The sequence below is a fragment of the Streptomyces sp. NPDC004031 genome, from assembly GCF_053604375.1.
Window position 1 is genome coordinate 19,801 of sequence record NZ_JBSGHL010000033.1, and the last position, 25,032, is coordinate 44,832.

24 protein-coding genes and 1 pseudogene are annotated in these 25,032 nt (G+C 74.8%); 15 read left to right on the forward strand and 10 right to left on the reverse strand.

The genetic code is table 11. From position 1 onward, the window contains the following. The first annotated feature begins 32 nt into the window (after nt 1–32). Nucleotides 33–773, forward strand: a complete 741-nt coding sequence (locus ACWERV_RS21385; RefSeq protein ID WP_452935268.1) for a helix-turn-helix domain-containing protein — start codon at nt 33–35, stop codon at nt 771–773. Nucleotides 774–865: 92 nt separating this feature from the next. Here the strand turns inward: ACWERV_RS21385 and ACWERV_RS21390 are convergent, their stop codons facing one another. After that, nucleotides 866–1,279, reverse strand: a complete 414-nt coding sequence (locus ACWERV_RS21390; protein ID WP_452935271.1) for a VOC family protein — start codon at nt 1,277–1,279, stop codon at nt 866–868. Between the two features lie 5 nt (nt 1,280–1,284). Further along, nucleotides 1,285–1,710 (reverse strand): helix-turn-helix transcriptional regulator, encoded by a 426-nt coding sequence (locus tag ACWERV_RS21395; RefSeq protein WP_452935273.1) that lies wholly within the window; start codon nt 1,708–1,710, stop codon nt 1,285–1,287. Between the two features lie 171 nt (nt 1,711–1,881). Here ACWERV_RS21395 and ACWERV_RS21400 point away from each other — a divergent pair. Further along, nucleotides 1,882–2,478: pseudogene (locus ACWERV_RS21400) on the forward strand (PadR family transcriptional regulator); the annotation flags it as partial. Between the two features lie 147 nt (nt 2,479–2,625). On the opposite strand, the gene ACWERV_RS21405 reads toward ACWERV_RS21400, so the two are convergent. Continuing rightward, the gene (locus tag ACWERV_RS21405) at nt 2,626–4,131 is read right to left on the reverse strand and encodes an MFS transporter (RefSeq protein ID WP_452935276.1); all 1,506 of its coding nucleotides are present in this window, start codon (nt 4,129–4,131) and stop codon (nt 2,626–2,628) included. Between the two features lie 76 nt (nt 4,132–4,207). Continuing rightward, nucleotides 4,208–5,227, reverse strand: coding sequence for a LacI family DNA-binding transcriptional regulator (locus ACWERV_RS21410; protein ID WP_398188249.1), 1,020 nt, complete (start codon nt 5,225–5,227; stop codon nt 4,208–4,210). 262 nt (nt 5,228–5,489) lie between these two features. Between ACWERV_RS21410 and ACWERV_RS21415 the strand changes: the two genes are divergently transcribed. From ACWERV_RS21415 to ACWERV_RS21435, 5 genes are all read left to right on the forward strand, one after another. Then, on the forward strand, nt 5,490–7,748 hold the full coding sequence (locus tag ACWERV_RS21415) for a glycoside hydrolase family 3 N-terminal domain-containing protein (protein WP_452935278.1): 2,259 nt from the start codon (nt 5,490–5,492) through the stop codon (nt 7,746–7,748). A 161-nt stretch (nt 7,749–7,909) separates the two neighbouring features. Further along, nucleotides 7,910–8,671: a pyridoxine/pyridoxamine 5'-phosphate oxidase gene (locus ACWERV_RS21420; RefSeq protein ID WP_452935281.1), complete on the forward strand. Its 762-nt coding sequence runs from the start codon at nt 7,910–7,912 to the stop codon at nt 8,669–8,671. 99 nt (nt 8,672–8,770) lie between these two features. Next, the gene (locus ACWERV_RS21425; protein ID WP_452935285.1) at nt 8,771–9,340 is read left to right on the forward strand and encodes a Clp protease N-terminal domain-containing protein; all 570 of its coding nucleotides are present in this window, start codon (nt 8,771–8,773) and stop codon (nt 9,338–9,340) included. Between the two features lie 27 nt (nt 9,341–9,367). Beyond that, entirely contained in the window at nt 9,368–10,333 is a 966-nt protein-coding gene (locus ACWERV_RS21430) for an EamA family transporter (RefSeq protein WP_452935288.1), read from the forward strand. Between the two features lie 591 nt (nt 10,334–10,924). Then, nucleotides 10,925–11,977 (forward strand): DMT family transporter, encoded by a 1,053-nt coding sequence (locus tag ACWERV_RS21435; RefSeq protein ID WP_452935290.1) that lies wholly within the window; start codon nt 10,925–10,927, stop codon nt 11,975–11,977. Here ACWERV_RS21435 and ACWERV_RS21440 read toward each other — a convergent pair. Continuing rightward, entirely contained in the window at nt 11,889–12,593 is a 705-nt protein-coding gene (locus ACWERV_RS21440; RefSeq protein ID WP_452935292.1) for a pyridoxamine 5'-phosphate oxidase family protein, read from the reverse strand. The two genes, ACWERV_RS21435 and ACWERV_RS21440, sit on opposite strands and share 89 nt — an antisense overlap. Before the next feature lie 35 nt (nt 12,594–12,628). Here ACWERV_RS21440 and ACWERV_RS21445 point away from each other — a divergent pair, with 35 nt between their 5' ends. Next, nucleotides 12,629–13,966, forward strand: coding sequence for an aminotransferase class I/II-fold pyridoxal phosphate-dependent enzyme (locus ACWERV_RS21445; RefSeq protein WP_452935294.1), 1,338 nt, complete (start codon nt 12,629–12,631; stop codon nt 13,964–13,966). Between the two features lie 14 nt (nt 13,967–13,980). On the opposite strand, the gene ACWERV_RS21450 is transcribed toward ACWERV_RS21445, so the two are convergent. Then, nucleotides 13,981–14,973, reverse strand: a complete 993-nt coding sequence (locus ACWERV_RS21450) for a DMT family transporter (RefSeq protein ID WP_452935297.1) — start codon at nt 14,971–14,973, stop codon at nt 13,981–13,983. Between the two features lie 72 nt (nt 14,974–15,045). Here ACWERV_RS21450 and ACWERV_RS21455 point away from each other — a divergent pair, with 72 nt between their 5' ends. After that, nucleotides 15,046–15,948: a LysR family transcriptional regulator gene (locus ACWERV_RS21455; RefSeq protein ID WP_452935299.1), complete on the forward strand. Its 903-nt coding sequence runs from the start codon at nt 15,046–15,048 to the stop codon at nt 15,946–15,948. A 34-nt stretch (nt 15,949–15,982) separates the two neighbouring features. Here ACWERV_RS21455 and ACWERV_RS21460 read toward each other — a convergent pair whose 3' ends face one another. Further along, the gene (locus ACWERV_RS21460) at nt 15,983–16,486 is read right to left on the reverse strand and encodes a Rieske (2Fe-2S) protein (RefSeq protein ID WP_452935302.1); all 504 of its coding nucleotides are present in this window, start codon (nt 16,484–16,486) and stop codon (nt 15,983–15,985) included. 193 nt (nt 16,487–16,679) lie between these two features. On the opposite strand from ACWERV_RS21460, the gene ACWERV_RS21465 reads away from it, so the two are divergent. From ACWERV_RS21465 to ung, 5 genes are all read left to right on the forward strand, one after another. After that, nucleotides 16,680–17,543: a HipA family kinase gene (locus ACWERV_RS21465; RefSeq protein ID WP_452935303.1), complete on the forward strand. Its 864-nt coding sequence runs from the start codon at nt 16,680–16,682 to the stop codon at nt 17,541–17,543. Continuing rightward, complete coding sequence (locus ACWERV_RS21470; RefSeq protein WP_398188283.1) at nt 17,543–17,926, forward strand: DUF3037 domain-containing protein; 384 nt, start codon at nt 17,543–17,545, stop codon at nt 17,924–17,926. The genes ACWERV_RS21465 and ACWERV_RS21470 overlap by 1 nt, the downstream gene beginning before the upstream one ends. 159 nt (nt 17,927–18,085) lie before the next feature. After that, nucleotides 18,086–18,847 (forward strand): 3-oxoacyl-ACP reductase FabG, encoded by a 762-nt coding sequence (gene fabG, locus ACWERV_RS21475; RefSeq protein WP_398188286.1) that lies wholly within the window; start codon nt 18,086–18,088, stop codon nt 18,845–18,847. Between the two features lie 22 nt (nt 18,848–18,869). Continuing rightward, nucleotides 18,870–19,640 (forward strand): SDR family oxidoreductase, encoded by a 771-nt coding sequence (locus ACWERV_RS21480; protein WP_398188289.1) that lies wholly within the window; start codon nt 18,870–18,872, stop codon nt 19,638–19,640. Nucleotides 19,641–19,763: 123 nt separating this feature from the next. Beyond that, complete coding sequence (gene ung, locus ACWERV_RS21485) at nt 19,764–20,462, forward strand: uracil-DNA glycosylase (protein WP_398188292.1); 699 nt, start codon at nt 19,764–19,766, stop codon at nt 20,460–20,462. Nucleotides 20,463–20,527: 65 nt separating this feature from the next. Here the strand turns inward: ung and ACWERV_RS21490 are convergent, their stop codons facing one another. Then, nucleotides 20,528–20,941 carry a hypothetical protein gene (locus ACWERV_RS21490; RefSeq protein ID WP_452935307.1) on the reverse strand — a complete coding sequence of 138 codons (414 nt, stop codon included), beginning with the start codon at nt 20,939–20,941 and terminating at the stop codon, nt 20,528–20,530. A 189-nt stretch (nt 20,942–21,130) separates the two neighbouring features. Here ACWERV_RS21490 and ACWERV_RS21495 point away from each other — a divergent pair, with 189 nt between their 5' ends. Continuing rightward, nucleotides 21,131–22,036, forward strand: a complete 906-nt coding sequence (locus ACWERV_RS21495; protein ID WP_398188613.1) for a Gfo/Idh/MocA family protein — start codon at nt 21,131–21,133, stop codon at nt 22,034–22,036. Here ACWERV_RS21495 and lnt read toward each other — a convergent pair. Both lnt and ACWERV_RS21505 read right to left on the reverse strand, forming a co-directional pair. Then, the gene (gene lnt / locus ACWERV_RS21500) at nt 22,008–23,552 is read right to left on the reverse strand and encodes an apolipoprotein N-acyltransferase (RefSeq protein WP_452935309.1); all 1,545 of its coding nucleotides are present in this window, start codon (nt 23,550–23,552) and stop codon (nt 22,008–22,010) included. The genes ACWERV_RS21495 and lnt overlap by 29 nt on opposite strands. Before the next feature lie 743 nt (nt 23,553–24,295). Further along, entirely contained in the window at nt 24,296–24,892 is a 597-nt protein-coding gene (locus tag ACWERV_RS21505) for a histidine phosphatase family protein (protein ID WP_398188302.1), read from the reverse strand. Nucleotides 24,893–25,032: the final 140 nt, after the last annotated feature.

Below are 25,032 nucleotides of genomic sequence, written 5' to 3' on the forward strand. Positions count from 1 at the left end.
ACCCGGGCGCTCGCCCTCGCGAGGCTGGAGGTATGGGCGCGGTCGGAGCCGCGGGCCTGCGGCGGATGCTCGCCGTGGTGGACCTGCTGATCGACGCCGACGACGAGGAACGGCTCGTCCCGGCCCTGCTGCCGGTGCTCCTCTCCGCCCTCCCCGGGGACAGCGTCGTGTGGTCCCCGCGCCCCGGTCCCGCCGCCCCGCTCACCCTGCCGGACGGGCTGCTCGGCCCGGGGCTGCTCGCCGCCTACCGGCGGGGCGCCCCGGACGACCCGCTGGTGGCCCACACCACCGACGGACCGGGCACCCCGGCGTGCCGCTCGCGGATGCAGAGCCGCGCCGACTACCACGCGCTGCCGGTCTACGCGGACGTCTACCGCCGGGTGGGCGCGGACGACCAGCTCGCGATGTCCTTCCCCGCGGGGACCGAGGGCGGCGTCCGGCGGCAGGTGTGCGTGGCCGTCAACCGCAGCGGCAGCGACTTCGGCGACACCGACCTGGAGGTCGCCGCCATGCTCCGGCCGCGCCTCGGCCGCACCTTCGGCCGGCTGCACCGCGCCCCGCCCGCGCGGGCACTGGTCAGCCGCCGGGAGGCGGAGGTGCTGACACTGCTCGCGCACGGGTTCACCAACGGGCAGATCGCCCACCGGCTGGCCATCAGCCCGCGCACCGTCGACAAGCACCTGGAGCACGCCTACCCCAAGCTCGGGGTGTGCGGCCGGGTCGAGGCGGCCAACGCCTGGCGGACGGACACCTGGCCGCCGCCGGTGGCGTAGGGCCGACGGCCGCGCGGGGCGCACAGGGATGCTGCGGGCCCGTCCCCCCCGGCGGGCCCGCAGCGGTACCCGGGTCCGGCCGGGGACGGGGGTCAGCGCTTGGCCTGGTTGAAGCGGACCTCGTTGCCCGCCGGGTCGCGGAAGGCGCAGTCGCGGACGCCGTACTGCTGGTCGGTGGGCTCCTGGACGACGTCCGCGCCCGCCGCCGAGAGCTTCTCGAACGTCGCGTCGACGTCGTCGGACCAGAACACCACCCGGCCGTAGACGCCCTTGGCCATGAGGTCGGCGACGGCCTCGCGGTCGGACGGCGTCATGTTCGGGTTCACCGCCGGGGGTTCGAGGACGATGTCGACCTCCGGCTGGGCGGGCGAGCCGATCGTGACCCAGCGCATGCCGTTGTAGCCCACCTCGTTGCGGACTTCGAGGCCGAGCATGTCGCGGTAGAACTCGATCGCCTTGTCGTGGTCGTCCACGGCCAGGAAGGTGTGGGAGAGCTTGATGTCCATGCCGGTCACGCTACGGCAGGGCCACCCGCGCGTACTTCTTTGATCCTGACCGGTCGGGTGACGATCCGGGCGACGCAGGACGGCAGCGCGGCGAGCTCGGTGTGGTTGCGCGCCCGGTAGGCGCGCGGGGACTCGCCGACCAGTTCGGTGAAGCGGGTGCTGAACGAGCCGAGCGACGAGCAGCCCACCGCCATGCACACATCGGTCACGGACATGTCGCCGCGCCGCAGCAGCGCCTTGGCGCGCTCTATGCGGCGCGTCATCAGGTACGCGTAGGGCGTCTCGCCGAACGCCGCGCGGAAGCTGCGCGAGAAGTGCCCCGGAGACATCAGCGCGTCGCGCGCCAGCGCCGGGACGTCCAGCGGCTGCGCGTACTCCCGGTCCATACGGTCGCGGGCCCGCCGCAGCCGGACCAGATCCGATCTGTCCATGCCTTCAGTGTGCCCGACCCCACCGACAGCGCCGGGTCCGCCGATCCGCTCTGCCCCTTCCGACCGGGGCGTTTCCCGGTCCGCCCGGCCGTTGGCCGGAAGGGCTTGCCAGACGACAGTCACCGATATATCGTTGAAGCATCGCGAACGATCACGATAGGAGAAAACGTTATGCGTGGACATCATCACGGACACGGACCCTGCGCGCACGGCGAGCACGGTCCCGGAGAACGCGACGGACGCCGGGCCGCCTTCGGCCCGTTCGGGCCGCCCTTCGGCGGCGGCGGGCCCTGGGGCCCCGGAGGACGGGGCCGCGGCGGACCGCGCGGCCGGGCGCGGCGCGGCGACGTACGGGCATCGATCCTGGCCCTCCTCAAGGACCGGCCGATGCACGGCTACGAGATGATCCAGGAGATCGCCGACCGCAGCGGCGGCGCGTGGAAGCCGAGCCCCGGCTCGGTCTACCCGACGCTCCAGCTGCTGGAGGACGAGGGCCTGATCACCAGCACGAGCGAGGGCGGCAAGAAGCTCTTCACGCTCACCGACGAGGGCCGCACCGAGGCCGAGGCCGGATCCGAGGCGCCCTGGGAGGACGCCGGTCGCGGCGTCGACTGGGAGGCCATGAACGAGATAAGGAAGGCCGGCGGCGGTCTGGTCGAGGCCTTCCGCCAGGTATGGGTCGCGGGCACCCCCGAGCAGCGCGAGAAGGCGCTCACGGTGGTCAACGACGCCCGCAGGCGGCTCTACCTGATCCTCGCCGACGAGGACGACGGCAGGGACGGCGGGGCGGACGGCGGCAAGTTCCGCAAGGACACCGGCCCGGCCTCCTGAGCCGCCCGCCCGCGGGCAGGCACGGGGGAACGCAGGCCCCCGGGGGTTCGTCCCCCGGGGGCCGCGCCGCGTTCGGCGGGGTGCTCAGCGGGCGACCGGCTCGCCCGGCGCGCCGTCCGCCGTCTCGCGCGCCGCGTCCCGCGGGGCGGAGGCGAGCCGGGCCGGAAGCGTCAGGGCCAGGACCGCGGCGACGGCGAGCACACCCGCGGCCACCCGCAGCGCCAGCGCGTAGCCGTGCGTCGCGGCGACCGCGGGCGCCATGCCGCCCGCCACGTGGTGCCGGACGTACCGCAGCGCGGGCGGGACGAGCGCGGCCAGCCCGAGCGACGCGCCGACCTGCTGCATCGCGGTCTGCACCCCCGAGGCCAGCCCCGCGTCCTGGCCCGTCACCCCGTGCAGCGCCCCGTTGGTCAGCGCCGGATAGCCGACGGCGTTGAAGAAGCCGTAGACCAGCAGCGCGGGCATGATCCCGGCGGCGAACGAGGCGTGCACGGCGAGCCCGCCCGCGGCCAGCAGCAGCCCGCCCGCACTGCCCGCGAAGGCCGTGGCCAGCGTCGCCCGCACCCCGAACCGCGGCATCAGCGCCGTGGACACCGCCATGCCGGCACCGATGGCCAGCGTGAACGGGATGTACGCCAGGCCCGTCCGCAGCGGCGACCAGCCCAGCACCTGCTGGAGGTACAGCGTCAGCAGGAACGCGTACGTGTGGAAGGCGGCGAGCGACAGCACGCTCGCCGCGTTGGACGTCACCCGGGTGCGGTCGGCGAAGAAGCGCGGCGGCAGCACCGGATCCGCCGCCCGCGTCTCCCACCACACCGTGCAGGCCAGCAGCGCGAGCCCGCCGAGCAGCGGCGCCAGCACCCGCCCCGAGCCCCACGGGTGGCCGGCCGCCTGCAGCAGCCCGTGGACGACCGCCACCAGCGCCCCCGTCGCCCCCGCCGCACCGGCCAGGTCGACGCCCCGGCCGGTGCGCGCCATCCGGCTCTCCGGGATCACCCGCGGGACCATGACCAACGCGAACAGTGCGACGGGGAGGTTGACGAAGAAGACCCACCGCCAGCTCACCAGATCCGTCAGCGACCCTCCGACGACCGAGCCGACCGCGCTGCCCACCGCAGCCGTGCCGCCCCACACCCCGAGCGCCCTGGTGCGCTCCTTCGGGTCGGGGAAGAGCACCGGGATCAGCCCGAGCGCCGCGGGGCCCGCGAGCGCCTCGCCGAGGCCCTGCGCGAAGCGGCCGCCCACCAGTGCGGCCGAGGAGCCCGCGGTGCCGCACACCGCCGAGGCCGCGCCGAAGACCAGCACCCCGGCGACGAAGCCGCGCCGCCGCCCGTACAGGTCCGACAGCCGGCCGCCCAGCAGCAGGAAGCCGCCCGCGGTCAGCACGTAGCCGTTGACCACCCACGGCAGGCCCCCGGGCGAGAAGTGCAGGCCGGACTGGATGCGGGGGAGGGCGATGTTCACGACCGTGACGTCCATCATGAGCATGAACTGCACCGCCGTCAGGATGCCCAGCGCCGCCCACCGCCGCGGGTCCGGCGCCCCTTGCGCGCGGTCCGTGCCGTACGTCGTCCCGTCCCTGCTGCCCATCGCCCGCCCGTTCCCTGGTCGACACCGTCTCGGCAAGCAGACGAGACAGCACCCCCGGGCGGTGACACGGCCCCGGTCAGACCCCCGGGCGGCTCGACCCGCGGATGACCAGCCGGGTCGGGATGATGCGCGGCTGCACCGGAGCCACCGGGGCCGCGTCGATGAGCCCGCGCAGCGCCGCGACCGCCGCCTCGCCCAGGCCGCGCTGGTCCTGGGCGACGGTGCTCAGCGCCGGGCGCACCAGCGAGGCCGCGTCGATGTCGTCGAAGCCGACCACGGCCAGGTCGCGCGGCACCGACAGGCCCTCGTCGGCCGCCGCGTGCATCGCGCCGATCGCCATCTGGTCGCCCGCGGCGAAGACGGCGGTGGGGCGGTCCGGCAGCGCCAGCAGCCGCTTGCCCGCGCTCTGCCCGCTGGCCAGGAAGAAGTCGCCCTCGGTCACGTACTCCGGCGGCACGCTCAGGCCCAGCCGGGCGCAGGCCCGCCGGTAGCCCGCGAGGCGCTCGGCGGCGGGCGGCAGGTGCAGCGGGCCGGTGACGGTGGCGATGCGCCGGTGACCGAGGTCGTACAGGTGCTGGACGGCCGCCTCGGCGCCCGCCGCGTTGTCGGAGCTGACCCGTACCGTACGCGGTCCGGTGAAGGCGGTGTCGATGCCCGCGCAGGGCACCCCCGAGTCGGCGAGGGCGCGCAGGCAGCGGTCGTCCGGCGGGGTGGTCAGCACGATCACGCCCTCCAGGTTGTGCCGCCGCACCGCCTGGAGGTGCGCGGTCTCCTGGTCCTCGGCGCCCGGCGTGGTGAGCAGCATCAGGTGGTAGTCCGCCTCGGACAGCGCGGTGCGCACGGCGCTCAGCAGGCCCAGCAGATAGGGGTTGTGCAGGCCTATCGCCTCCTGGCCGCTGTCCCACACCAGGCCGACGGTGTCCGAGCGGCGCCGGACGAGCGTGCGGGCGGGTTCGTTGGGCGCGTAGCCCAGCTCGCTCGCGAGCGCGCGGATCTTGGCGCGGGTGGCCTCGCTCACCTCGGCCCTGTCGTTCAGGGCGCGGGAGACGGTGGCGGTCGACACCCCGCTGCGGCGGGCGAGTTCACGGATGTTCACGACGGACCCGTTCTGCGCGAGAGGAAATGGGCGGATGTGCGGGCGGGGGATTGCGGGACAGGGGCGGTACACGGACGGACGGAGGAGAACGACAGGAAAACGCGGCGAAAAGCGTGCTGCACACAGTCTTGACGATCAGTCGGGGCGAGGACAGACTTCCCGCCGATCGGAAACGTTTACGGCACGGTCGGCCCCGGCAAGCCCGGGGATCCCCAACAGGAACGGGACGCCTGCGATGCCAACGAACGCTCGACGACTGCGCATGAGAACCCTTCTGACACTGGCCACCGCGGCCGCCTGCGTGGCGGCGGTGGCCTCCGTACCGGCCCAGGCCGGTGACAATCCCACCTACACCAACGCCAACGCCCCTGTCGACGTACGGGTCAAGGACCTGCTCAAACGCATGACGCTCGACGAGAAGATCGGCCAGATGGACCAGATCTCCGTGGTGCGCATGCAGGGCGACTGCCAATGGAGCGGCGGCGCCTTCACCGAATCGTGCATGAAGAACGTACTCGTCGACAATGCCGCCGGGTCCGTTCTCTCCGGCGGCGGCGCGGGACCTTCGGTCAACACCCCGCAGAACTGGGCCGTGATGGTCAACGCGGTGCAGAAGTACGCGATCGAGAAAACCCGCCTGCACATCCCCGTCATCTACGGCGTGGACGCGGTGCACGGACACAACAACGTGCTGGGCGCGACGATCTTCCCGCAGGAGATCGGCCTCGGCTCCACCTGGGACCCGGCCCTCGTGGGCGACGCGGGCGCCGCCACCGCCAAGGCCGTCGCCGCGACCGGCATCGACTGGAACTTCGCCCCGGTCGCCGACATCGCCCGCGACCAGCGCTGGGGACGCTACTACGAGACCTACGGCGAGGACCCGCTGCTGTCCGGCACGCTCGCGGCCGCCGCGGTCTCCGGCATCCAGGGCGCGGACGGCGCCAAGAAGGTCGCCGCGACGGTCAAGCACTTCGCGGGCTACGGCGAACCGGGCAACGGCCACGACCGCGTCCCCGGCGACGTCTCGCTGCGCTACCTCCAGGACACCCTGCTGCCGTCCTACAAGCAGGCCATCGACGCCGGTGCGATGTCGGTGATGGTCAACTCCGGTGCCATCAACGGCATCCCGGCCACCGGCTCGCATTACCTGCTCACCGATGTGCTGCGCAAGCAGTTCGGCTTCAAGGGCGTCGTGGTCAGCGACTGGGCGGACGTCAGCGCGCTCCAGACCAGCTACCACGTCGCCGCCGACTACCCCGCGGCCGTCGCCAAGGCCGTCAACGCCGGTCTGGACATGGCGATGGAGCCCTACGACGCGCAGGGCTTCAGCGCCGCGCTCAGGACCGCCGTCCAGCGCCACCTGGTCTCCGTCAAGCGCATCGACGAGTCCGTGACGCGCATCCTCACCATGAAGTTCCGGCTCGGGCTGTTCGAACACCCCTACGTGGACGCCTCGAAGGCCGACGGGCGTGTCGTCGGCGCCGACACCGCGCTCGCCCGGCAGGCCGCCGACGAGTCACAGGTGCTGCTGCGCAACGAGGGCGGCGTGCTGCCCATCTCCTCCGGCGCGAAGAAGATCGTGGTCGCCGGCTCCTACGCCGACGACATCAACGACCAGGCCGGCGGCTGGACCGTCGGTTGGCAGGGCGTGCCCGACGGGGTGACGCTGCCCGGCACCACCGTGCTGGAAGGGATCAAGGAGGCCGCGCCCTCCGGTACGTCGGTGGTCCGCGCGACCTCCGCGGACGACGCGGTGACGCAGGCGAAGGACGCCGACCTGACCGTCGTCGTGGTCGGCGAGAAGGCCGCCGCCGAAGGCAGCGCCGACGCCCCGCGCCCCGAACTGAGCGCCGACCAGCAGGCGCTGGTCACATCCCTGAAGGCGACCGGCAAGCCGGTGGTCACCGTCGTGCTGGCCGGCCGCCCGCTGGTGCTCGGCGGCGCCGACGGCACGCAGGGCCTGCTGATGTCCTGGCTGCCCGGCAGCGAGGGCGGCCACGCGGTGGCCGACGTGCTGTTCGGCAAGGTCAACCCGAGCGGCCGGCTCAGCGCGTCATGGCCCAAGGACATCGGCAATGAACCGCTGTACTACCAGCAGCTCCCCGGCACCAACGCCGGACCGGAGTCCACCTACGACGCGGCCTACCGCTTCAGCGCGGGCCTGTCCTACACCACCTACGCCTTCGACTCGCTCAAGGCCGGCTCCGCGACCGCCCGCAGCCGCGACACCATCAGCCTCAAGGTCGGGGTGTCCAACACCGGCGACCGCGCGGGCGACCTCGTCGTGCCGGTGTACGTCTCGCAGCCGACCAGTGACGTCCTCGCGCCGCCCACCAAGCTCGTCGCCTTCACCCGCGTCCACCTCGCGGCGGGCCAGAGCACGACGGTCACCCTCAAGGTGCCGCCGAACCGGCTCGCGGTGACCCAGGGCGACATCGACGGCTCGGGCCCGCAGCAGGTCGCGCCCGGTGCGTACGTCTTCACCGCGGGCAGCGTGACCACCACGGTCACCGTGCACTGACGCCCGTCGCCCGCGCTCTCCGTGGGCCTGCGGCGGGCCGCGAACGGGGCTTTCCCCGCGCGCGGCCCGCCGTGCCGCACCCCCCGGCCGCGCACCGCCTGCCAGGCTGGACGCGCCCGGGGACGGACGGTGCCCGGCCGAGCGCACGAAGGAGGCGGCACATGCACGACGGCGAGGAGCCGGGGGCCGGTCCGGCGATGCCCGGGGGTCTCGGTCCGGGCGGGCCCGCGGACCCGGCGGACGTGGACCGCGCGCTGCTGGAGCGGATCAGGGCCGCGCCCGTGCTCGCCGGGCCGCTGCCGCACTTCGACCCGGACCGGGCACCCGACGCGCCGGGCCCGCTGCTCGCCGGGTGGCTCGACCGGGCGCTCGCCGACGGGCTGCCCGAGCCGCACGTGATGACGCTGAGCACCGCCGCGCCCGACGGGACACCGAGCGCCCGGGTCCTGATGCTGCGCGGGGTGGACTCCGCCGACTGCTCCGTCGTCTTCGCCGGGGACGCCCGCAGCCGCAAGGGCCGCGACCTCGCCGCCCACCCCGTCGCCGCCGCGACCTTCTACTGGCCCGCGCACGGCCGCCAGATCCGGCTCGCCGGGCCGGTCGTGACGCTGTCCGCCGAGGCCGCCTGGCGGGACTTCCTCGGCCGCAGCCCCGCCTCCCGCGTCGCCGCCTTCACCGGCACCGTCAGCGCGCCGCTCGCCGGCCCCGAGGAGTACGCGCGCGAGCGGCTCGCCGCCGAGGCGCTGGTGTCCGCCGAGCCCGACCGTGTGCCCGAGTGGCACACCGTCTACCGGCTGCGCGCCCGTGAGGCCGAGTTCTTCCAGGCCGACCCGCACCGCGGCCACCTGCGGCTTCGTTACACCCGCGACGGCGACCGGAGCCCCGGGAACGGCGACTGGACCCGCACCTTGCTGTGGCCATGACTCATCCCAGGGGAGGAGAGCGCGCCGGGCACCCCCCTCCGCGGGCGGATGCGAAATGGACCGCTGAGCCGATGCGCCGGGCACGGTCACTCTGCTGAGATGGGTGGCGTGTACAGCGACCAGGGGCCGCAGCACGAGCCGGCCCGTCCCGCGGACGACGCCCACCTCACGGCCGAGGTGCGCGCCGTCCTCGCCGACGCCCGCCGCCGCGCGGTCCGGGACGGCGACACGCAGGCCGACACCGCGCACCTGCTGCACTCCCTGCTGGAGCACGACCCGCACGCCCGTGCCGCCTGCGACGCCCCGCCCGGCCGGTCCGCCCGCGTGCTCGGCTACCTCGTCCAGCGCAGCATCGGCTACGGGCTGCGCTGGCGCGGCTCCGTGGAGGATTCCGGTGAGATACCCACCCTCACCCTGACCGCCCCCGGCTGGAGCCCCGCCGCGGCGACCGCGCTGCGCGGCGCCGCCGAACTGGCCCGGCTGCGCGGCCGGGACGAGGCCGACGGCATCGACCTGCTGCACGCCCTCACCGCCGACCCGGACTGCCGCGCCGCGGACGTCCTGCGCGCGGCGGGCCTCGATCCGGACGAACTCCACGAGGCACCCGGGGCCGTTCCGGAGGAGCGCGGTGTCAGGAATTCTGAGGATGACGGTCCTGTCGGGGGCTGACATGATGGCCGGATGCGCGGATCCGGTATGAGGAGCAGGGGACTTGGGCTCGCCGTGCTGTCGGCGTGCGCCTTCGGCGGCTCGGGGGTGGCCGCCAAACCGCTGATCGACCTCGGGTTCTCCCCGCTCCAGGTGGTGTGGATGCGGGTGATGGTCGCCGCGCTGGTGCTGGCACCCGTCGCCCTGCGCTACCGCACGCTGCCCCGCCGCAAGCCCGCGCTGATCGCCGGGTTCGGCCTGCTCGGCATCGTGGGCTGCCAGGCCCTCTACTTCGTGGCCATAGACCGCATACCCGTCGGCGTCGCCATCCTCGTCGAATTCCTCGGCCCCGCCCTGCTGCTGGGCTGGATCCGGCTCGTCCAGCGCCGCCCCGTCACCCGGGCCGCCGCGCTCGGCGTCGTCCTGGCGACCGGCGGCATGACGTGCGTCGTCGAGATCTGGTCCGGCCTCGCCTTCGACGCGCTCGGACTGCTCTACGCGTTCGGGGCCGCGTGCTGCCAGGTCGCGTACTTCGTGCTCGCCGACCACGGGACGGACGGGGAGGACGCGCCCGAACCGGTCGCCGTGATCGCGCACGGGCTGCTCGTCGGGACGCTCGTCCTCACGCTCGTCGCCCACCCCTGGACCATGCGGTGGTCCGACCTCGGGCACCAGGCCGCGCTCGGCGACCGCGACGTCCCGGCGGTGCTGCTCGTCGGCTGGATCGGCCTGGTCTCCACGGTGGTCGCCTACCTCGCCGGGGTCACCTCCGTCCGCACGCTCAGCCCGCAGGTCGCGGCGGTCGTCGGCGTGCTGGAGGCGGTGGTCGCCACGGTGCTGGCGTGGATACTCATCGATGAGCATCTCGGGGCCGCGCAGATCGCCGGCGGCGCGCTTGTGCTGGCCGGTGCGTTGGTGGCCCAGACGGCCGCTGCTCGCCCCGCCGGGGGGCTTCCCGACGCCCCCGAGCCGACCCCCGCGGCCCGGCCCGCGACCCCCGAGCTTCTGCGCTGAGCGCTTCCGCGGGGGCGGGCGGGGGCGCTCCGGGGTGCCTCGTGCGGTGCTTTGTGCGGCCTTCTGCCGGTGGTGGGTTGCGCGCGCAGTTCCTCGCGCCCCTTTTCGCTCCGGGGTGCCTCGGGGGGTGCTTTGCGCGACCTTCCGCGCGTGGGGGCTGGTCGCGCAGTTCCCCGCGCCCCTTTCGCCACGGGGTGCCTCGGGCGGTGCTTTGCGCGGCCTTCTGCCGGTGGTGGGTTGCGCGCGCAGTTCCTCGCGCCCCTGGTGGGTGCCCTCTGCGTGGAGGGTGAGCGTTTTTCAGGGGCGCGGGGAACTGCGCGACCGGCCACGACGGCGGGAAGATCGCGACTCCTACCGCAAGGGGCAGCCCGGGGCGAAAAAGGGGCGCGGGGCACCGCGCGGGGCACCCCGGGGCGGCTATCGTGAGCCCCATGCATGCAACCGTTCTCCCGCCGCCCGCGGCGTAATCGCGGGCAGCGAAGGGGTCTGAGGACGACGTAGACACGGTCCGGCGCGAGCGCCGGGGCGGTCGGTGCTGCCCGCACGCAGGGACGAGTGATCCGACCACCCATCCTTTCGCGGGAGAATTCCGTGTTCTTCAGGCACTTCTTGAGGCATGCCTCCGCCCCGGCCACCCGGGGCCTGATCTATGTCGTCATCGCGGCCACCGGCTGGGGTACGGCGGGTGCCGTCGCGGCCGCGCTGTACGGCCGCAGCGGGCTCGGGCCGCTGGCCCTCACGTTCTGGCGCGCCGCCGGCGGCTTCGTGCTGCTGCTCGGGGTGCGGCTGGTACGCCGCCCGGCGCGGGGCGGGACGACGGTGGGCCGGGTGCTGGCGACGGGCGCCGGTCTGACCGTCTTCCAGGCCGCGTACTTCTGCGCGGTGCGGTCGACCGGTCTGGCGGTCGCGACCGTCGTGACGCTCGGCTCCGGTCCGGTGCTGATCGCGCTGGCCGCGCGGCTGGTGATGGGCGAGCGGCTGGGCCGCGGCGGTGTCCTGGCGGTGGCGGGCGCCCTCGGCGGGCTGGCCGTGCTGGTGCTGGGTGACGGCGGCGGCACCTCCGTACGTCCCGCGGGTGTCGCGCTCGCGGTGCTGTCCGCCGCGGGCTATGCGGCGATCACCGTGCTGACCCGCTGGTGGGGCCACCGGGGCGAGGCGGGCGACCCGTTCGACATGTCGATGTGGGCGTTCGGGCTGTGCGCGGTCGTGATGCTCCCGGCGGCCTGGGCCGAGGGGCCGCTGCCGCACGCGGCGGACCTCGGCCGCACCCTGCTGCTGCTCGGCTATCTCGCCTCGGTGCCGACGGCGCTTGCGTACGGGCTGTACTTCGCGGGCGCGGCCGTGCTGCGTGCCGCGACGGTGTCGGTGATCGCGCTCATCGAGCCGCTGTCGGCGACGGTCCTGGCGGTCACGCTGCTCGGCGAGCGGCTGACCGCGGCGACCGTGGTGGGCGGGCTGTGCCTGCTGGCCGCGGTCGCCGCGCTCGCGGCGGACGAGGCGCGTGCGGCGCGCCGCCTGCCGCGGCAGGCGGGGCCGGTGGCCGGGGGAGTGGCGGTCAGCGCCGTACCGGCGGCAGGTAGTCCGGCAGCGGCGGTGTCGCCTGGCCCGGAAGCCGCGCCGGTTCGGGGGCGCCGTACGCCGTAGCGACCGGGACGACGCCCGACCAGTGGGGGAGCCCGATGTCCTCGGGCTCCTCGTTGGGCCCGCCGGTGCGCGTCTTCGCCGAGACCTCGCCGAGGTCGAGGCGTATCACGGCGGTCGCCGCGAGCTCCTTCGCGTTGGGTCGCCGGGTGTCGGCGGACCTGCCGGGCACCGCCTGGTCGACGATGGCGTCCAGCGCGGCGGCTCGCTCGTCCGGGTTGGTGACCTCGTACGCGGTGCCGTGCACCACCACCGAGCGGTAGTTGAGGGAGTGGTGGAAGGCGGACTTGGCGAGCACCAGGCCGTCCACGTGCGTGACGGTGAGGCAGACCGGGAGGCCGCCGTCGGCCGCGCCCCGCAGCGGGCGGGAGCCGGTGGACCCGTGCACGTACAGCCGCTCGCCGCTGCGCGCGTACAGCGTCGGCAGCACCACGGGCGCGCCGTCCCGTACGAAGCCGAGATGGCAGACGTACCCCTGGTCGAGGATCGCGTGCACGGTCGCGCGGTCGTAGGCGGCCCGCTCCCGGGAGCGGGTGGGGACGGTGCGGTCGGTGGCGGCGTACGTGCCGAGCTGCTCGGCGGGCTCGCCGGCGGGAGTGTCGGCCGTCGGGGTCGGCATGGCGCGATCCTTTGCACTAGTGCATAATCAGCTTTGTGCTAGGAGAGTACAGAATCACAGGTCGCGGCGCATCGGGTATTGCCGCCGACATCGAACGGGCCGTCGGCGGCGGTGCGCTGCGCCCCGGCGACGCCCTGCCGCCGCTGCGCGAGCTGGCCGCCGAACTGGGCGTCAACTCCAACACGGTCGCCGCCGCCTACCGGCTGCTGCGCGACCGCGGGGTCATCGAGACCGCGGGCCGCCGCGGCAGCCGGGTGCGTGCCCGGCCCGCGACCACACCGCGCGACCAGATCCCCATCGAGGTGCCCGCGGGCGTCCGCGACGTCTCCAAGGGCAACCCGGACGTCGCCCTGCTCCCGCCGCTGGGCGACGCGCTGGCCGCGGCCGCCGCCGAGCACGCGCTGCGTCCGACGCTCTACGGCGGCCCGCCGGTGGACGCCGACCTGGAGCGGATGGCGCGCGCCGCGCTGGACGCCGACGGGGTGCCCGCCGGGCCGATCGGCCTCAGCTCCGGGTCGCTCGACGCGATGGAGCGGGTGCTGACGGCGTATCTGCGGCCCGGCGACGCGGTGGCCGTCGAGGACCCGGGCTGGGGCAGCCTGCTGGACCTGGTCCCGGCGCTGGGCCTGCGGACGGTGCCGGTCGCGGTGGACGACGACGGGCCGGTCGCCGTCGAGGTGGCCCGCGCGCTGAAGGGCGGCGCCCGCGCCCTGATCGTGACCGCCCGCGGGCAGAATCCCACCGGCGCCGCCGTCTCCGCCGCCCGCGCCGCCGAGCTGCGTGCCCTGCTGGCCGGGCACCGCGAGGTGCTGGTGATCGACGACGACCACATCCACGGCGCCGTCGAGCTGCCGCTGCACTGCCTGTCGGGCGTCACCGACCACTGGGTGCTGATCCGCTCGGTCGCCAAGGCGTACGGCCCCGACCTGCGGCTCGCGCTCTACACCGGCGACGCGACGACCGTGGACCGGGTGCGCGGCAGGCACCGGCTCGGCGCGGGCTGGGTGAGCCACCTGCTCCAGCGCACGGTCGTCCACCTGTGGCGGGACGGCGCGGTCGACCGCGCGGCGGTGGCCGCCTCGTACGGGCTGCGGCGCGACGGGCTGGTGCGGGCGCTGGCCGAGCGCGGGGTGGCGGCCCACGGGCGCAGCGGGATGAACGTCTGGGTGCCGGTCAGCGACGAGACCGGCGCGGTGGCCGGGCTGCTCCAGCACGGCTGGGCGGCCACGCCCGGCGCCCGCTTCCGGGTCCGTTCGGCCCCCGCCGTCCGGCTGACCGTCTCGACGCTGGAGCCGGACGACATCGCGCCGCTGGCCGACGCCGTCGCGGCGGTGCTGCGCGCTCCCGCCGCCGGTGAGGTCCGCCACGGCTGAGCCGCGGGCCCGGCCTACTTGCGGGGGCGGCGCTGGGTGAGGGCGGCCCCGGCGAGGATGACGACGGCGCCGACCGGCTCGTTCCAGTGCAGCGTCTCGCCGAGCAGCAGCACACCCGCGGCGGTCGCGACGATGGGGATCAGGTACGTCACCATCGCCCCGATCGTCGGGCCCTTCTCGGCGACCAGCCCGTACTGGATCAGGAAGGCCACACCCGTGCCGAGCGCCCCGAGCGCCAGGACCGACAGCACCGACTTCGCGGGCCAGCTGTCCGGCACGGAGGTGAAGAAGGGGGTGACGACGAGCAGTTGCAGCGTGCCGACCAGCAGCTGGCTCGCGGACACCGCCAGGTGGGAGCCGCCGGTGCCGCTCAGGGTCCGCCGGACGTACGCCCAGCCCACCGCGTAGCTGACTGCCGCGGTCAGCGCCATCAGCGTGCCCTTGGGGTCCTGCCCGGCGAAGCCCTGCCAGGCGCCGAGCACCGTGAGCACCCCGATGAAGCCGAGGCCCACGCCCGCGAAGCGCTCGCGCGAGGGCCGGTCCTCGGACAGCGCGACCAGCGACACCAGCATCGAGAACAGCGGGGTCGCCGCGTTGCATATCCCGGCCAGCATCGACGGGATCGTCTGCTCCGCGGTGGCGAAGAGCGTGAACGGCAGCGAGTTGAGCAGGAAGGCGGCGACGAACAGGTGCAGCCAGGTGCGCGGCGAGCGCGGCAGCCGGTCGCGCCGCACGGCCACGGCCGCCGCGAGCACCGCCGTGCCGAACACCATCCGCCCCAGCGTCACCTGGAGCGGTGCGAAGGCCTCGTTGCCGACCTTCATGAACAGGAAGCTGAAGCCCCACACCAGGCCGAGTGCGGCGAAGCGCAGCCGCCAGTCCAGCAGCGGCCGGCGGCCCGGAGCGGCGGCGGGACCGGGGGGAGCGGCGGGGGCGGGGACGGCGGCGGGGGCGGGGCCCGGTTCGGTCGCGAGGGGGGCGGGACGGCTCTCGGCGGGTGCGGTCATGTCCACACGATGACGGGCCCGATCTCGTAGAACAAGCGAGTATTCGTACACCGTCCGCGTAGAATCTCTTACATGTTGAGCTTGGAACGTCTCCGCGTCCTGCACGCGATCGACACCTACGGATCGGTGAGCGCCGCCGCCGACGTGTTGGGGGTCACCACCTCGGCCGTCTCCCAGCAAATGGCCAAGCTGGAGCGGGAGGCCGACCAGACGCTGCTCACCCGCAGCGGCCGCGGGGTGCGGCTCACCGACGCCGGCCGGCTGCTGTCCGGGCACGCCGAGCGGATCCTGTCGCTCGTCGAGCTGGCGCACTCCGACCTGGAGGCGCACCGCGGCGCCGCCGTCGGCGACCTGACCGCGGGCGCCTTCCCGACCGCCGTGCGCGGGCTCTTCCCGGCCGCCCTGCGCGCGCTGCGCGCCGCCCACCCGCAGCTGCGCACGACCGTGCACGAGCTGGAGCCGCAGGAGTCGCTGGCCCGGCTCACCCGTGGCGACGTCGACCTCGCGGTCGTCCTGGACTGGTACAACAAACCGCTGTCGCTGCCCGGCGGCCTGGCCAAGGCGCCGCTGTTCGACGACTTCGTGGACGTCGCGCTCCCGGCCGGGCACCGGCTGGAGGACCGGGCGGAGATCGACCTCGGCGAACTGGCCGACGACGACTGGATCGCCTGGCCGGACGGCGGCTTCTGCCACGAGTGGCTGCTGTTCACGCTGCGCGGCAAGGGCGTCGAGCCGCGGATCGCGCACCACGCCGAGGAGCACGCGACGGTGCTCGCGCTGGTCGCCGCGGGCCTCGGGGTCGCCGTCATCCCGCGGCTCGGCCGCGACCCGATGCCCGGCGGGGTGCGGGTGGTGCCGGTGCGGCACACCATGCGGCGGCACATCTACGCGGTCTGGCGCGCCGACGCCGACCGCCGCCCGGCGATCCGGGCGGCGGTGAAGGCGCTGGGGGCGGCGGCGGACGCGCTGGGCTGAACCGCCGGTCCGCACCGGCCGGGCAGCCCCGGGGTCAGGCCAGCGTGATGCCGTCCCCGGAGACCGTGACCGCCTTCGAGGGCAGCGGCGAGGTGGCCGGGCCGTGCGCCACCGAGCCGTCCGCGACCTTGAACTTGCTGCCGTGACAGGGGCAGTTGATCGTGCCGCCCGACACGTCGATGACCGTGCAGCCCTGGTGGGTGCACACCGCGGAGAAGCCCTTGAACTGGCCCGCGGTGGGCTGCGTGACGACCACCTTCTGGTCGGCGAAGACCTTGCCGCCGCCGACCGGGATGTCCGACGTCTTGACCAGCACGTCGCCCCCGCCGCCCGAGCCGCCGTCGGCCGGTGACGAGGCGGCGGACGAGCCGCCGTCCGGGGCGGGGGTGTCCGAGGCCGGGGCGCCGGACGACGAGCCGGAGTCCGAGCCCGAGTCCGAGCCGCACGCGGTCAGGACGGCGGCGAGACCCGCGCCGCCGGCCGCCGCGACGACGGCACGGCGGGTCGGGGTCAGGGGGAGTCCGGGCGTTTCGGGCATGAGCGGGTCCTGTCGTCTGGTCGGACCGGTCGGCGGCGGGGCCGTCCGGCGGCGTGCTGTCCACGCGTGACCGTTGATACGGGCGATCACGGCCATCCGTTCAACGACACGCGTGCCGGATTCCTCGTTCATCACATCGGTGACATCCGCCACGGCCCGCGGGGCACCCGTGCGCCCCCCATATCCTGGGGCGATGCTGAGAGAAGTGACGGGCATCCGTTATGTGACGCCGCTGCGCGAGGGCGGGTCGGTGCCCGGTGTGGTGGAAGCCGACGACCTCGGCACGTATGTGGTCAAGTTCAGCGGCGCCGCGCAGGGCCGCAAGGCGCTGGTCGCCGAGGTGATCGCGGGCGAGCTGGGCCGGCGGCTGGGGCTGCGGGTGCCGGAGCTGGTCCGCTTCGACTTCGACCCGGTGATCGGCCTCGGCGAGCCCGACCAGGAGATCCAGGACCTGCTCAGGGCGAGCGGCGGGCTCAACCTCGGCATGGACTTCCTGCCCGGCTCGCTCGGCTTCGACCCGCTGGTCTTCGGCGTCGACCCCGCCGAGGCGAGCCGCGTCGTCTGGTTCGACGCGCTGATCGGCAACGTCGACCGCTCCTGGCGCAACCCCAACCTGCTGGTCTGGCACCGCAACCTGTGGCTCATCGACCACGGTGCCTCGCTCATCTGGCACCACAACTGGAAGGGCGCCGAGGCCTCCGCCGCCAAGCCCTACGACGCCTCCGACCACGCGCTGTCCCGCTTCTCGCCCGACCCGGCGGCAGCGGCGGCCGAACTCGCCCCGCTGGTGACCCCCGAGCTGCTCACCGAGGTCACCGCGCTCGTCCCCGACGCGTGGCTGGCCGACGAGCCGGGCTTCGCCGGGCCCGACGACGTGCGGCGCGCCTACGTCGAGCTGCTCGCCGCCCGCGCGCCCGGCATCCACGAGCGGATCACCCTCGCGCCGCGGCAGCGCGACCGGCAGCCCCCGCCGGAGTGGCTGCGCACCTGGGTCGAGGGCAGGAACGCCGAGGCCGCCGCCGAGGGCGGCCGCGACAACGAGGAGAGGCACGCCTGATGGGCGGGCGGGACGTGTTCGAGTACGCGCTGGTGCGCGTGGTGCCGCGGATCGAGCGCGGCGAGATGATCAACGCCGGGGTGCTCGTCTACTGCCGGGCGAAGTCCTTCGTCGGTGTGCGGGTGCACCTGGACGAGACGCGGCTGCGCTGCCTGGACGCGGGCGTCGACGTGGCGGGCGTCAGGGCCGCGCTGCGCGGCTACCAGGAGGTGTGCGCGGGCGGCGAGGACGCGGGCCAGGCGGGCGGCGACGACCCCGGCCGCCGCTTCCGCTGGCTGACGGCCCCGCGCAGCACCATCGTCCAGCCCGGCCCGATCCACACCGGCCTCACCGCCGATCCCGAGGGCGAGGCCGACCGGCTGCTCGCCCTGCTGGTCCGGTGACGGCGCCGCACCGGGCTTCCGGTGCGGTGAGCCACATCGGCACTGATGGCGTTGACACTGGGTCACTGTCCTCCTACGGTTTCGGCATCGGAACCTACTAAGCGGTCGCTCATGCGTGACAGCGCGCCGGGCGACCGCGCCAAGGGCTGAGGAGAACAGATGTCCAGCACCGAGCAGCGCGTCGCGATCGTCACCGGCGCCGCCCGCGGGATCGGCGCCGCCACGGCGGTCCGGCTGGCGGCCGAGGGCCGCGCCGTCGCCGTACTCGACCTCGACGAGACCGCCTGCAAGGACACCGTCGAGACGATCACGGCGGCCGGCGGGCGGGCGCTCGCGGTGGGCGCCGACGTCTCCGACGAGGCGCAGGTGCAGGCCGCGGTCGAGCGGGTCGCGGCCGAGCTGGGCGCGCCCACGGTGCTGGTGAACAACGCCGGGGTGCTGCGCGACAACCTGCTGTTCAAGATGAGCGCCGCGGACTGGGACACGGTCCTCGGCGTCCACCTGCGCGGTGCCTTCCTGATGAGCCGCACGGTGCAGAAGCACATGGTCGACGCGGCGTTCGGCCGGATCGTCAACCTCTCCTCGTCCTCCGCGCTGGGCAACCGCGGCCAGGCCAACTACTCCGCCGCCAAGGCCGGGCTGCAGGGCTTCACCAAGACGCTGGCGATCGAGCTGGGCAAGTTCGGCGTCACGGCCAACGCCGTCGCGCCCGGCTTCATCGCCACTGACATGACCGCCGCGACCGCCGCCCGGGTCGGCATGGGCTTCGAGGACTTCCAGGCCGCCGCCGCGACCCAGATCCCGGTGCAGCGCGTCGGCCGGCCCGACGACGTCGCCAACGCCATCGCCTTCTTCACCGGCGACGACGCCGGCTTCGTCTCCGGCCAGGTGCTGTACGTGGCCGGCGGACCGCTCGACTGACCGCCCGGAGGGCGCACACACCATGACCCAGAACAACCCCACCACCCCCGACACCGGCAAGGCCGCGCTCGTCACCGGTGCCAGCCGCGGCATCGGCCTGGCCATCGCCGAGGCCCTCGTCGCCCGCGGCGACCGGGTGTGCATCACCGGCCGCACCGAGGACACACTCAAGGAGGCCGTCGAGCGGCTCGGCCCCGACCGGGCCGTCTACGTCGTGGGCAAGGCCCATGACGAGGCGCACCAGGCCGCGGCCGTCGAGCGCGCCATGGAGGCCTTCGGCCGGATCGACTACCTGGCCAACAACGCCGGCACCAACCCCGTCTACGGGCTGCTCGCCGACCTCGACCTCGGTGTCGCGCGCAAGGTCTACGAGACCAATGTGATCTCCGCGCTCGGCTTCGCGCAGCAGACCTGGAAGGCGTGGCAGAAGGACCACGGCGGCGCGATCCTCAACATCGCCTCGATCGCCGGCCTCGCCCCCTCACCCTTCATCGGCGCCTACGGCATCAGCAAGGCCGCGATGGTCAACCTGACCGTGCAGCTCGCCGCCGAGATGGCACCGGGCGTGCGGGTCAACTCGATCACGCCCGCGGTGGTCAAGACGAAGTTCGCCGCCGCGCTCTACGAGGGGCGCGAGGAGGAGGCCGCGGCCGGCTACCCGCTCGGGCGGCTCGGCATGCCGCAGGACATCGGCGGCGCCGCGGCCTTCCTGCTCGGCGACGAGGCGGGCTGGATCACCGGGCAGAACCTGGTGATCGACGGCGGCCTCTTCCTGCGCGCGGGCGGCGTCTGACCTGCGATCCGTCCGGCGGCCCCGGTGCCGCCGGACGGGCAGTCCACCGGTCGGGGAGCGGACTGTCAGTGCCTGCCGGTACGTTCTGACGCAGTAACTGATCGCGTACCGGAGGTTCCCGACGTGCCCACCGTGCTCCCCGAGTCCTGGCAATCCGTCCTCGGTGAGGAGTTGGACAAGCCCTACTTCCAGCAGCTCGACGCATTCGTGACGGCCGAGCGGAAGGAGCACCGCGTCTTCCCGCCCGAGGAAGAGGTGTTCGCGGCGCTGGAGGCCACCCCCTTCGACCGCGTCAAGGTGCTGATCCTCGGCCAGGACCCCTACCACGGCGAGGGCCAGGGCCACGGGCTGTGCTTCTCCGTCCGCCCCGGTGTGAAGACCCCGCCGTCGCTGCGCAACATCTTCAAGGAGATGGGCGCGGAGCTCGGCCACCCGGTGCCGGACAACGGCTACCTGCTGCCGTGGGCCGAGCAGGGCGTGCTGCTGCTCAACGCGGTGCTGACGGTCCGCGAGGGCGAGGCCAACTCGCACAAGGGCAAGGGCTGGGAGAAGTTCACCGACGCGGTGATCCGCGCCGTCGCCGCACGCCAGGACCCGGCGGTCTTCGTGCTGTGGGGCAACTACGCGAAGAAGAAGCTCCCGCTCATCGACACCGAGCGGCACATCGTCATCCAGGGCGCGCACCCCTCGCCGCTGTCGGCGAAGCTCTTCCTCGGCAGCCGCCCCTTCACACAGATCGACGCGGCGGTCGCCGCACAGGGCCACGAGCCGATCGACTGGCGCATCCCGAACCTCGCGGTCAGCGCGGTCGCCGCGGGCTGAAAGGCCCGTACCCCGTAACCCCGTACCCCGGGCGCACACCGGGGTACGGGGCGACCGGGGCGCGGTCAGCGGCCGTAGACGCCCTGGCAGATGGTGGCGGCGCTGCTGCCCGCGGGCCAGTGCCCGTACGCCCGGCCCATCGCGCACGGCCCGCTGCCCGGCGTGCCCGTCCGCTGCCCCGCGGCGGGGCCCGGGGCCCGGTGCCGCACCACCCGCGGTGCGTGCGGCGGCGCCGGGGCGGCAGGGCGCGGGGCCGCCGCGGTGGGCCGCTGGTGCGGAGCCGCGGTGGCGGACGGTGTGCCGCGATCCGGGCGTACGTCCGCGAGCAGCGGCGCGGCCGGGGGCGGCGTCAGGGTCACCACGGCGGGCGCGCGGCCGGGCGGCGGGGTCGTCGCGTCGGGCCGGGCGGGGGAGACGGTGGTGCATCCGGTCACGGCGGACGCCGTGAGCAGGAGCATTGCAGCGGGCAGCAGGCGCACGCCGCCCACTGTGCCGGGGAGCGGGCGCGTCCGGCAGTCCCCGAAGGGGTGAAAAACCCGCTCGCTGTGCCCCCGGGGTCACCCGTCCGGGTGGCGCCCACCTGCCCGTATGCTGCGGTGGCACCGCTCTCGTCCGGGCGCGGGCGGCAGCACGGCGAGGAGCAGCGCATGGCAGCGGGCAACGCCCCCCTGAAGGTCGGCGTCATCGGGCTCGGTGACATCGCGCAGAAGGCGTACCTCCCGGTGCTGGCCGCCCAGCCGGGACTCGACCTGCACCTGCACACCCGCACCCGCGCCACCCTCGACCGGGTCGGCGACACCTACCGGGTGCCGCACCGGCACACCACCCTGGACGAGCTGCTCGACCAGGGCCTGGACGCCGCCTTCGTACACGCGCCCACCGCCGACCATGTCGCCGTCGCGGCCCGCGTCATCGAGGCGGGCGTCCCCGTGTACGTCGACAAGCCGCTCGCCCGCGACGCCGAGGGCGCGCGCACCCTGGTCGAACTGGCCGAACAGCACGGCGTCCCGCTCACCACGGGCTTCAACCGCCGCTACGCGCCCGGCTACGCGCAGTGCCTGGAGCACCCGCGCGACCTCGTCCTGATGCAGAAGAACCGGGTGGGGCTCGCCGACGACCCGCGCGAGGTCGTCTTCGACGACTTCATCCACGTCGTCGACACCCTGCGCTTCCTCGCGCCCGGCCCGGTCGGGCAGGTCCGCGTCTCGGCGAAGGTGGTCGGCGGCCTGCTGCACCACGTCGTCCTGCACCTGTCCGGCGACGGCTTCACCGCGATCGGGTCGATGAACCGGATGAGCGGCTCGGTCGAGGAGAGCCTGGACGTCAGCGGCGGCGACCGGCGGCGCCAGGTGCTCAACCTCGCCGAGGTCGTCGACCACAAGGGCCAGCCCACGGTGCGCCGCCGCGGCGACTGGGTGCCGGTCGCCCGGCAGCGCGGCATCGAGCAGATCGCCCTGGCCTTCCTCGACGCGGTGCGCGCGGGCACCGGCTCCCCCGTGGACGCGCGCGACGCGCTGGCCACCCACGAGCTGTGCGAACGCATCGTCACCGAGGTACGGGAACAGGCCGCCTGACCAGGCGCGTCACCTCGTACGCGGCCGCCGAGAGCACCAGCAGCAGCGCCAGGTGCGGCACCCAGTCGCCGAACCGCACGTACGGGCTGCGCCCCGCCGCGAGCGGTACGTCGTAGACCGCGGCGGTGGCCGTGCCGGTGCCGACGCGGTGGCCCACCGGCCGCCCGGAGGCGTCGTAGACGGCGCTGATCCCGGTCAGCGTCGCGTGCACCACCGGACGCCAGCTCTCCGCCGCGCGCAGCGCCGCGAGCGAGGCGTGCTGGGCGGGCGCCCAGGTGTGCTGGAAGGACGCGGTGGACGACTGCGCGACCAGCAGCCGTGCGCCGTCCCCGGCCAGCCGGCGGCTCATGTCGGGGAAGGCGGACTCGAAGCACACCAGCGGGCCGATCCGCAGGGCCCCCGTGTCCATGACCACCTGCCGGGCGCCGCGCCGCCGGTCCTCGCCCGCGGCCTTGCCGACCGAGGTGGCCCAGCCCAGCAGCGGCCGCAGCGGGATGTACTCGCCGAAGGGCACCAGCCGCATCTTGTCGTACCCGGGCCCGGTCACGCCCCGCGGGCCGATCAGCACCGAGGTCTTGGAGATACCGCTGCCGTCGGCCCGTTCGGCGTCCACGTTGACCAGCAGGTCGGCGCCGACCAGGCGGGACAGGGCGGCCAGCTCGCGGGTCACACCCGGCTGCGCCGTCAGGTCCACACCGACGCTGCTCTCGCCCCACACCACCAGGGACGGGTGGGTGCCGGCCAGTTGCCGGGTCAGCTGCTCCTCGCGGGCCAGCCGGGCGGCCCTGCCGACGACCACACCCGGCTGCACGACCGCGATCCGCGCGCCGCCCGCCGTGCGCGGCCGCGGCGCCCACAGCCACGCGACGCCTGCCACCAGCGCGACGGCGACCAGCGCGGCCGCCGCCGGGCGGCGCAGCGCGGGCAGCGCGACGAGCGCGGCGACCGTCGTGTTCACCAGCACCACGAGCGCGCTGACCAGCCACACCCCGCCCAGCGAGGCCAGCCGCAGCGCCGGCCGGACCTGCCACTGGCTGGCCCCCATGAGCCCCCAGGGACCGCCCAGGTACTGCCAGGAGCGGGCCAGTTCGACCATCAGCCAGCCGCACGGCAGCAGCACCAGCGCGGGCCCGAGCCGCGGCGCCGCGCCCTCGCCCGCGGCGCCCAGCAGCCGCCGCACCAGCCAGCCCCACGGCGCCCACAACGCCCCCAGCAGCAGGGCCAGCACGACCAGGAAGACGTTCAGGCTCGCGGCCAGCCAGTGGTGCACGGCCAGCATGAAGCCGGTGCCGCCCAGCCAGCCGTCCAGCGCCGCCCGGCGCGCGGTCGGCGCCGACCGCGCCAGCAGCAGCCACGGCACCAGCGCGACGTACGCCAGCCACCACAGCGCGGGCGCGGGGAAGGCGAGCGCGGGCAGCGCCCCCGCCGCGGCCGCGCCCACCCCGCGTACCCAGCCCGCCCGCCGGGCCCGGGACACGGCGGGCTCCGCCCGCAGCCCGGGGGCCGTCACCGTCATCCGTGCTCCCTCGACCACTCGGCCGCACCTGTCCGCACCCCGCCACGTGCCAGGACACGGGCGGGCGACCAGTCTCCCCGCTCCCCCCACCCCACGCGCGCCGAGCGCACCGCACCGCCCCCGGCGTGTCGCCGCGCACGGCCTGCCCGGCCGACCGGGCGGACGGGGGAGGGCACGCGGGCCGCCCGCGTCGGTGAAGTGGGTCGTGCACCTGGGGGCAGGCGGGGGGAGGGGACGCGGGCTGCACTCACGACGGGCAAGCGAGGATCGTTCGCGTCGGCCCCGTACTCGTGTGTCCTCGGCTGGACGCGGGAGGGGCGCGGGGTGCGCTCTCGGGCGAGGCGCGGGGCGGGCGCGCACGGGGTGCCCGGTCTGTCGGGCAGCGGGGGGTGCGCGAGGGTCGCCCGCGTCGGCGGCGTGCTCGTGTCGTCCTTGGCCGGGCGTGGGACGCGCCCTCGGGCGGGGCGCGGGGCGGGCGCGCACGGGGTGCCTGGTCTGTCGGGCGGCGGGGGAAGGTGCGCGAGGGTGGCTCGCGTCGTCCTCGGCCGGGCGCGGGAGGGCGCGCGGGCCGTACCTCCCGGCAGGCCGCAGGCCGGGCGCGCACGAGGTGCCCGGTTACGTCGGGCGGCGGGGGAAGGTGCGCGCGGGGTGCCCGCGGCGGCGAGGCGGGCTCGCGTCCCCCGGGCAGGCGCGCGGGCCGCGCCCACCTCGCACGGGCTGCCCGGGGCCGGGTGCCGTCGCGACTACGGCAGGCGGTTCCAGGAGGTCAGGACGTGGCGGCCGTGTTCTATGCCGAGGCGGCTGACCGTGCCGGTGGCGAGCTGGAAGAGGGCGCCGTCGGCAGGGGGGAGGCCCAGGCGGCGGGCGGTCAGGACGCGCAGGAAGTGGGCGTGGGCGACCAGCACCACATCTCCGCCGTCGCCGTTGGTGAAGGCCGCCTCGGTACGGGCGAGCACCCGGTCGGCGCGGTCGCCGACCTGCTCGGGGGATTCACCCGGATGGTCGTCGGGGCCGGGGATCACACCGTCGGTCCACAGGTCCCAGTCCGGGCGGGTGCGGTGGATGTCACGGGTCGTCACGCCTTCGTAGCCGCCGTAGTCCCACTCGTGGAGATCCGGGTCGACCATGCCGTGCTCCAGACCGGCGAGCTTCGCGGTGTCCCTGGCGCGTTGCAGCGGGCTGGTCAGGACGCACGAGACGTGCCGGGAGGCCAGCAGCGGCGCGAGGCTGCGTGCCTGGGCCTCGCCCTTCTCGGTGAGGGGCAGATCGGTGTAGCTGGTGTGCTGTCCCGATCGGCTCCACTCGGTCTCACCGTGCCGGATCAGCACGAGCTCGCCCATGGTGTACCTCCCGTGACGCCGTTCGGCGCCGCGATGTGATCATACGTCGCGGTGCCGCGCGGCGGCCGGACGCCGCCGCCCGCCCGCGGCCGGACCCCGGGTGGCCCGCCCGGCGGCCCCGGCGCGGCTCGCGCATGACA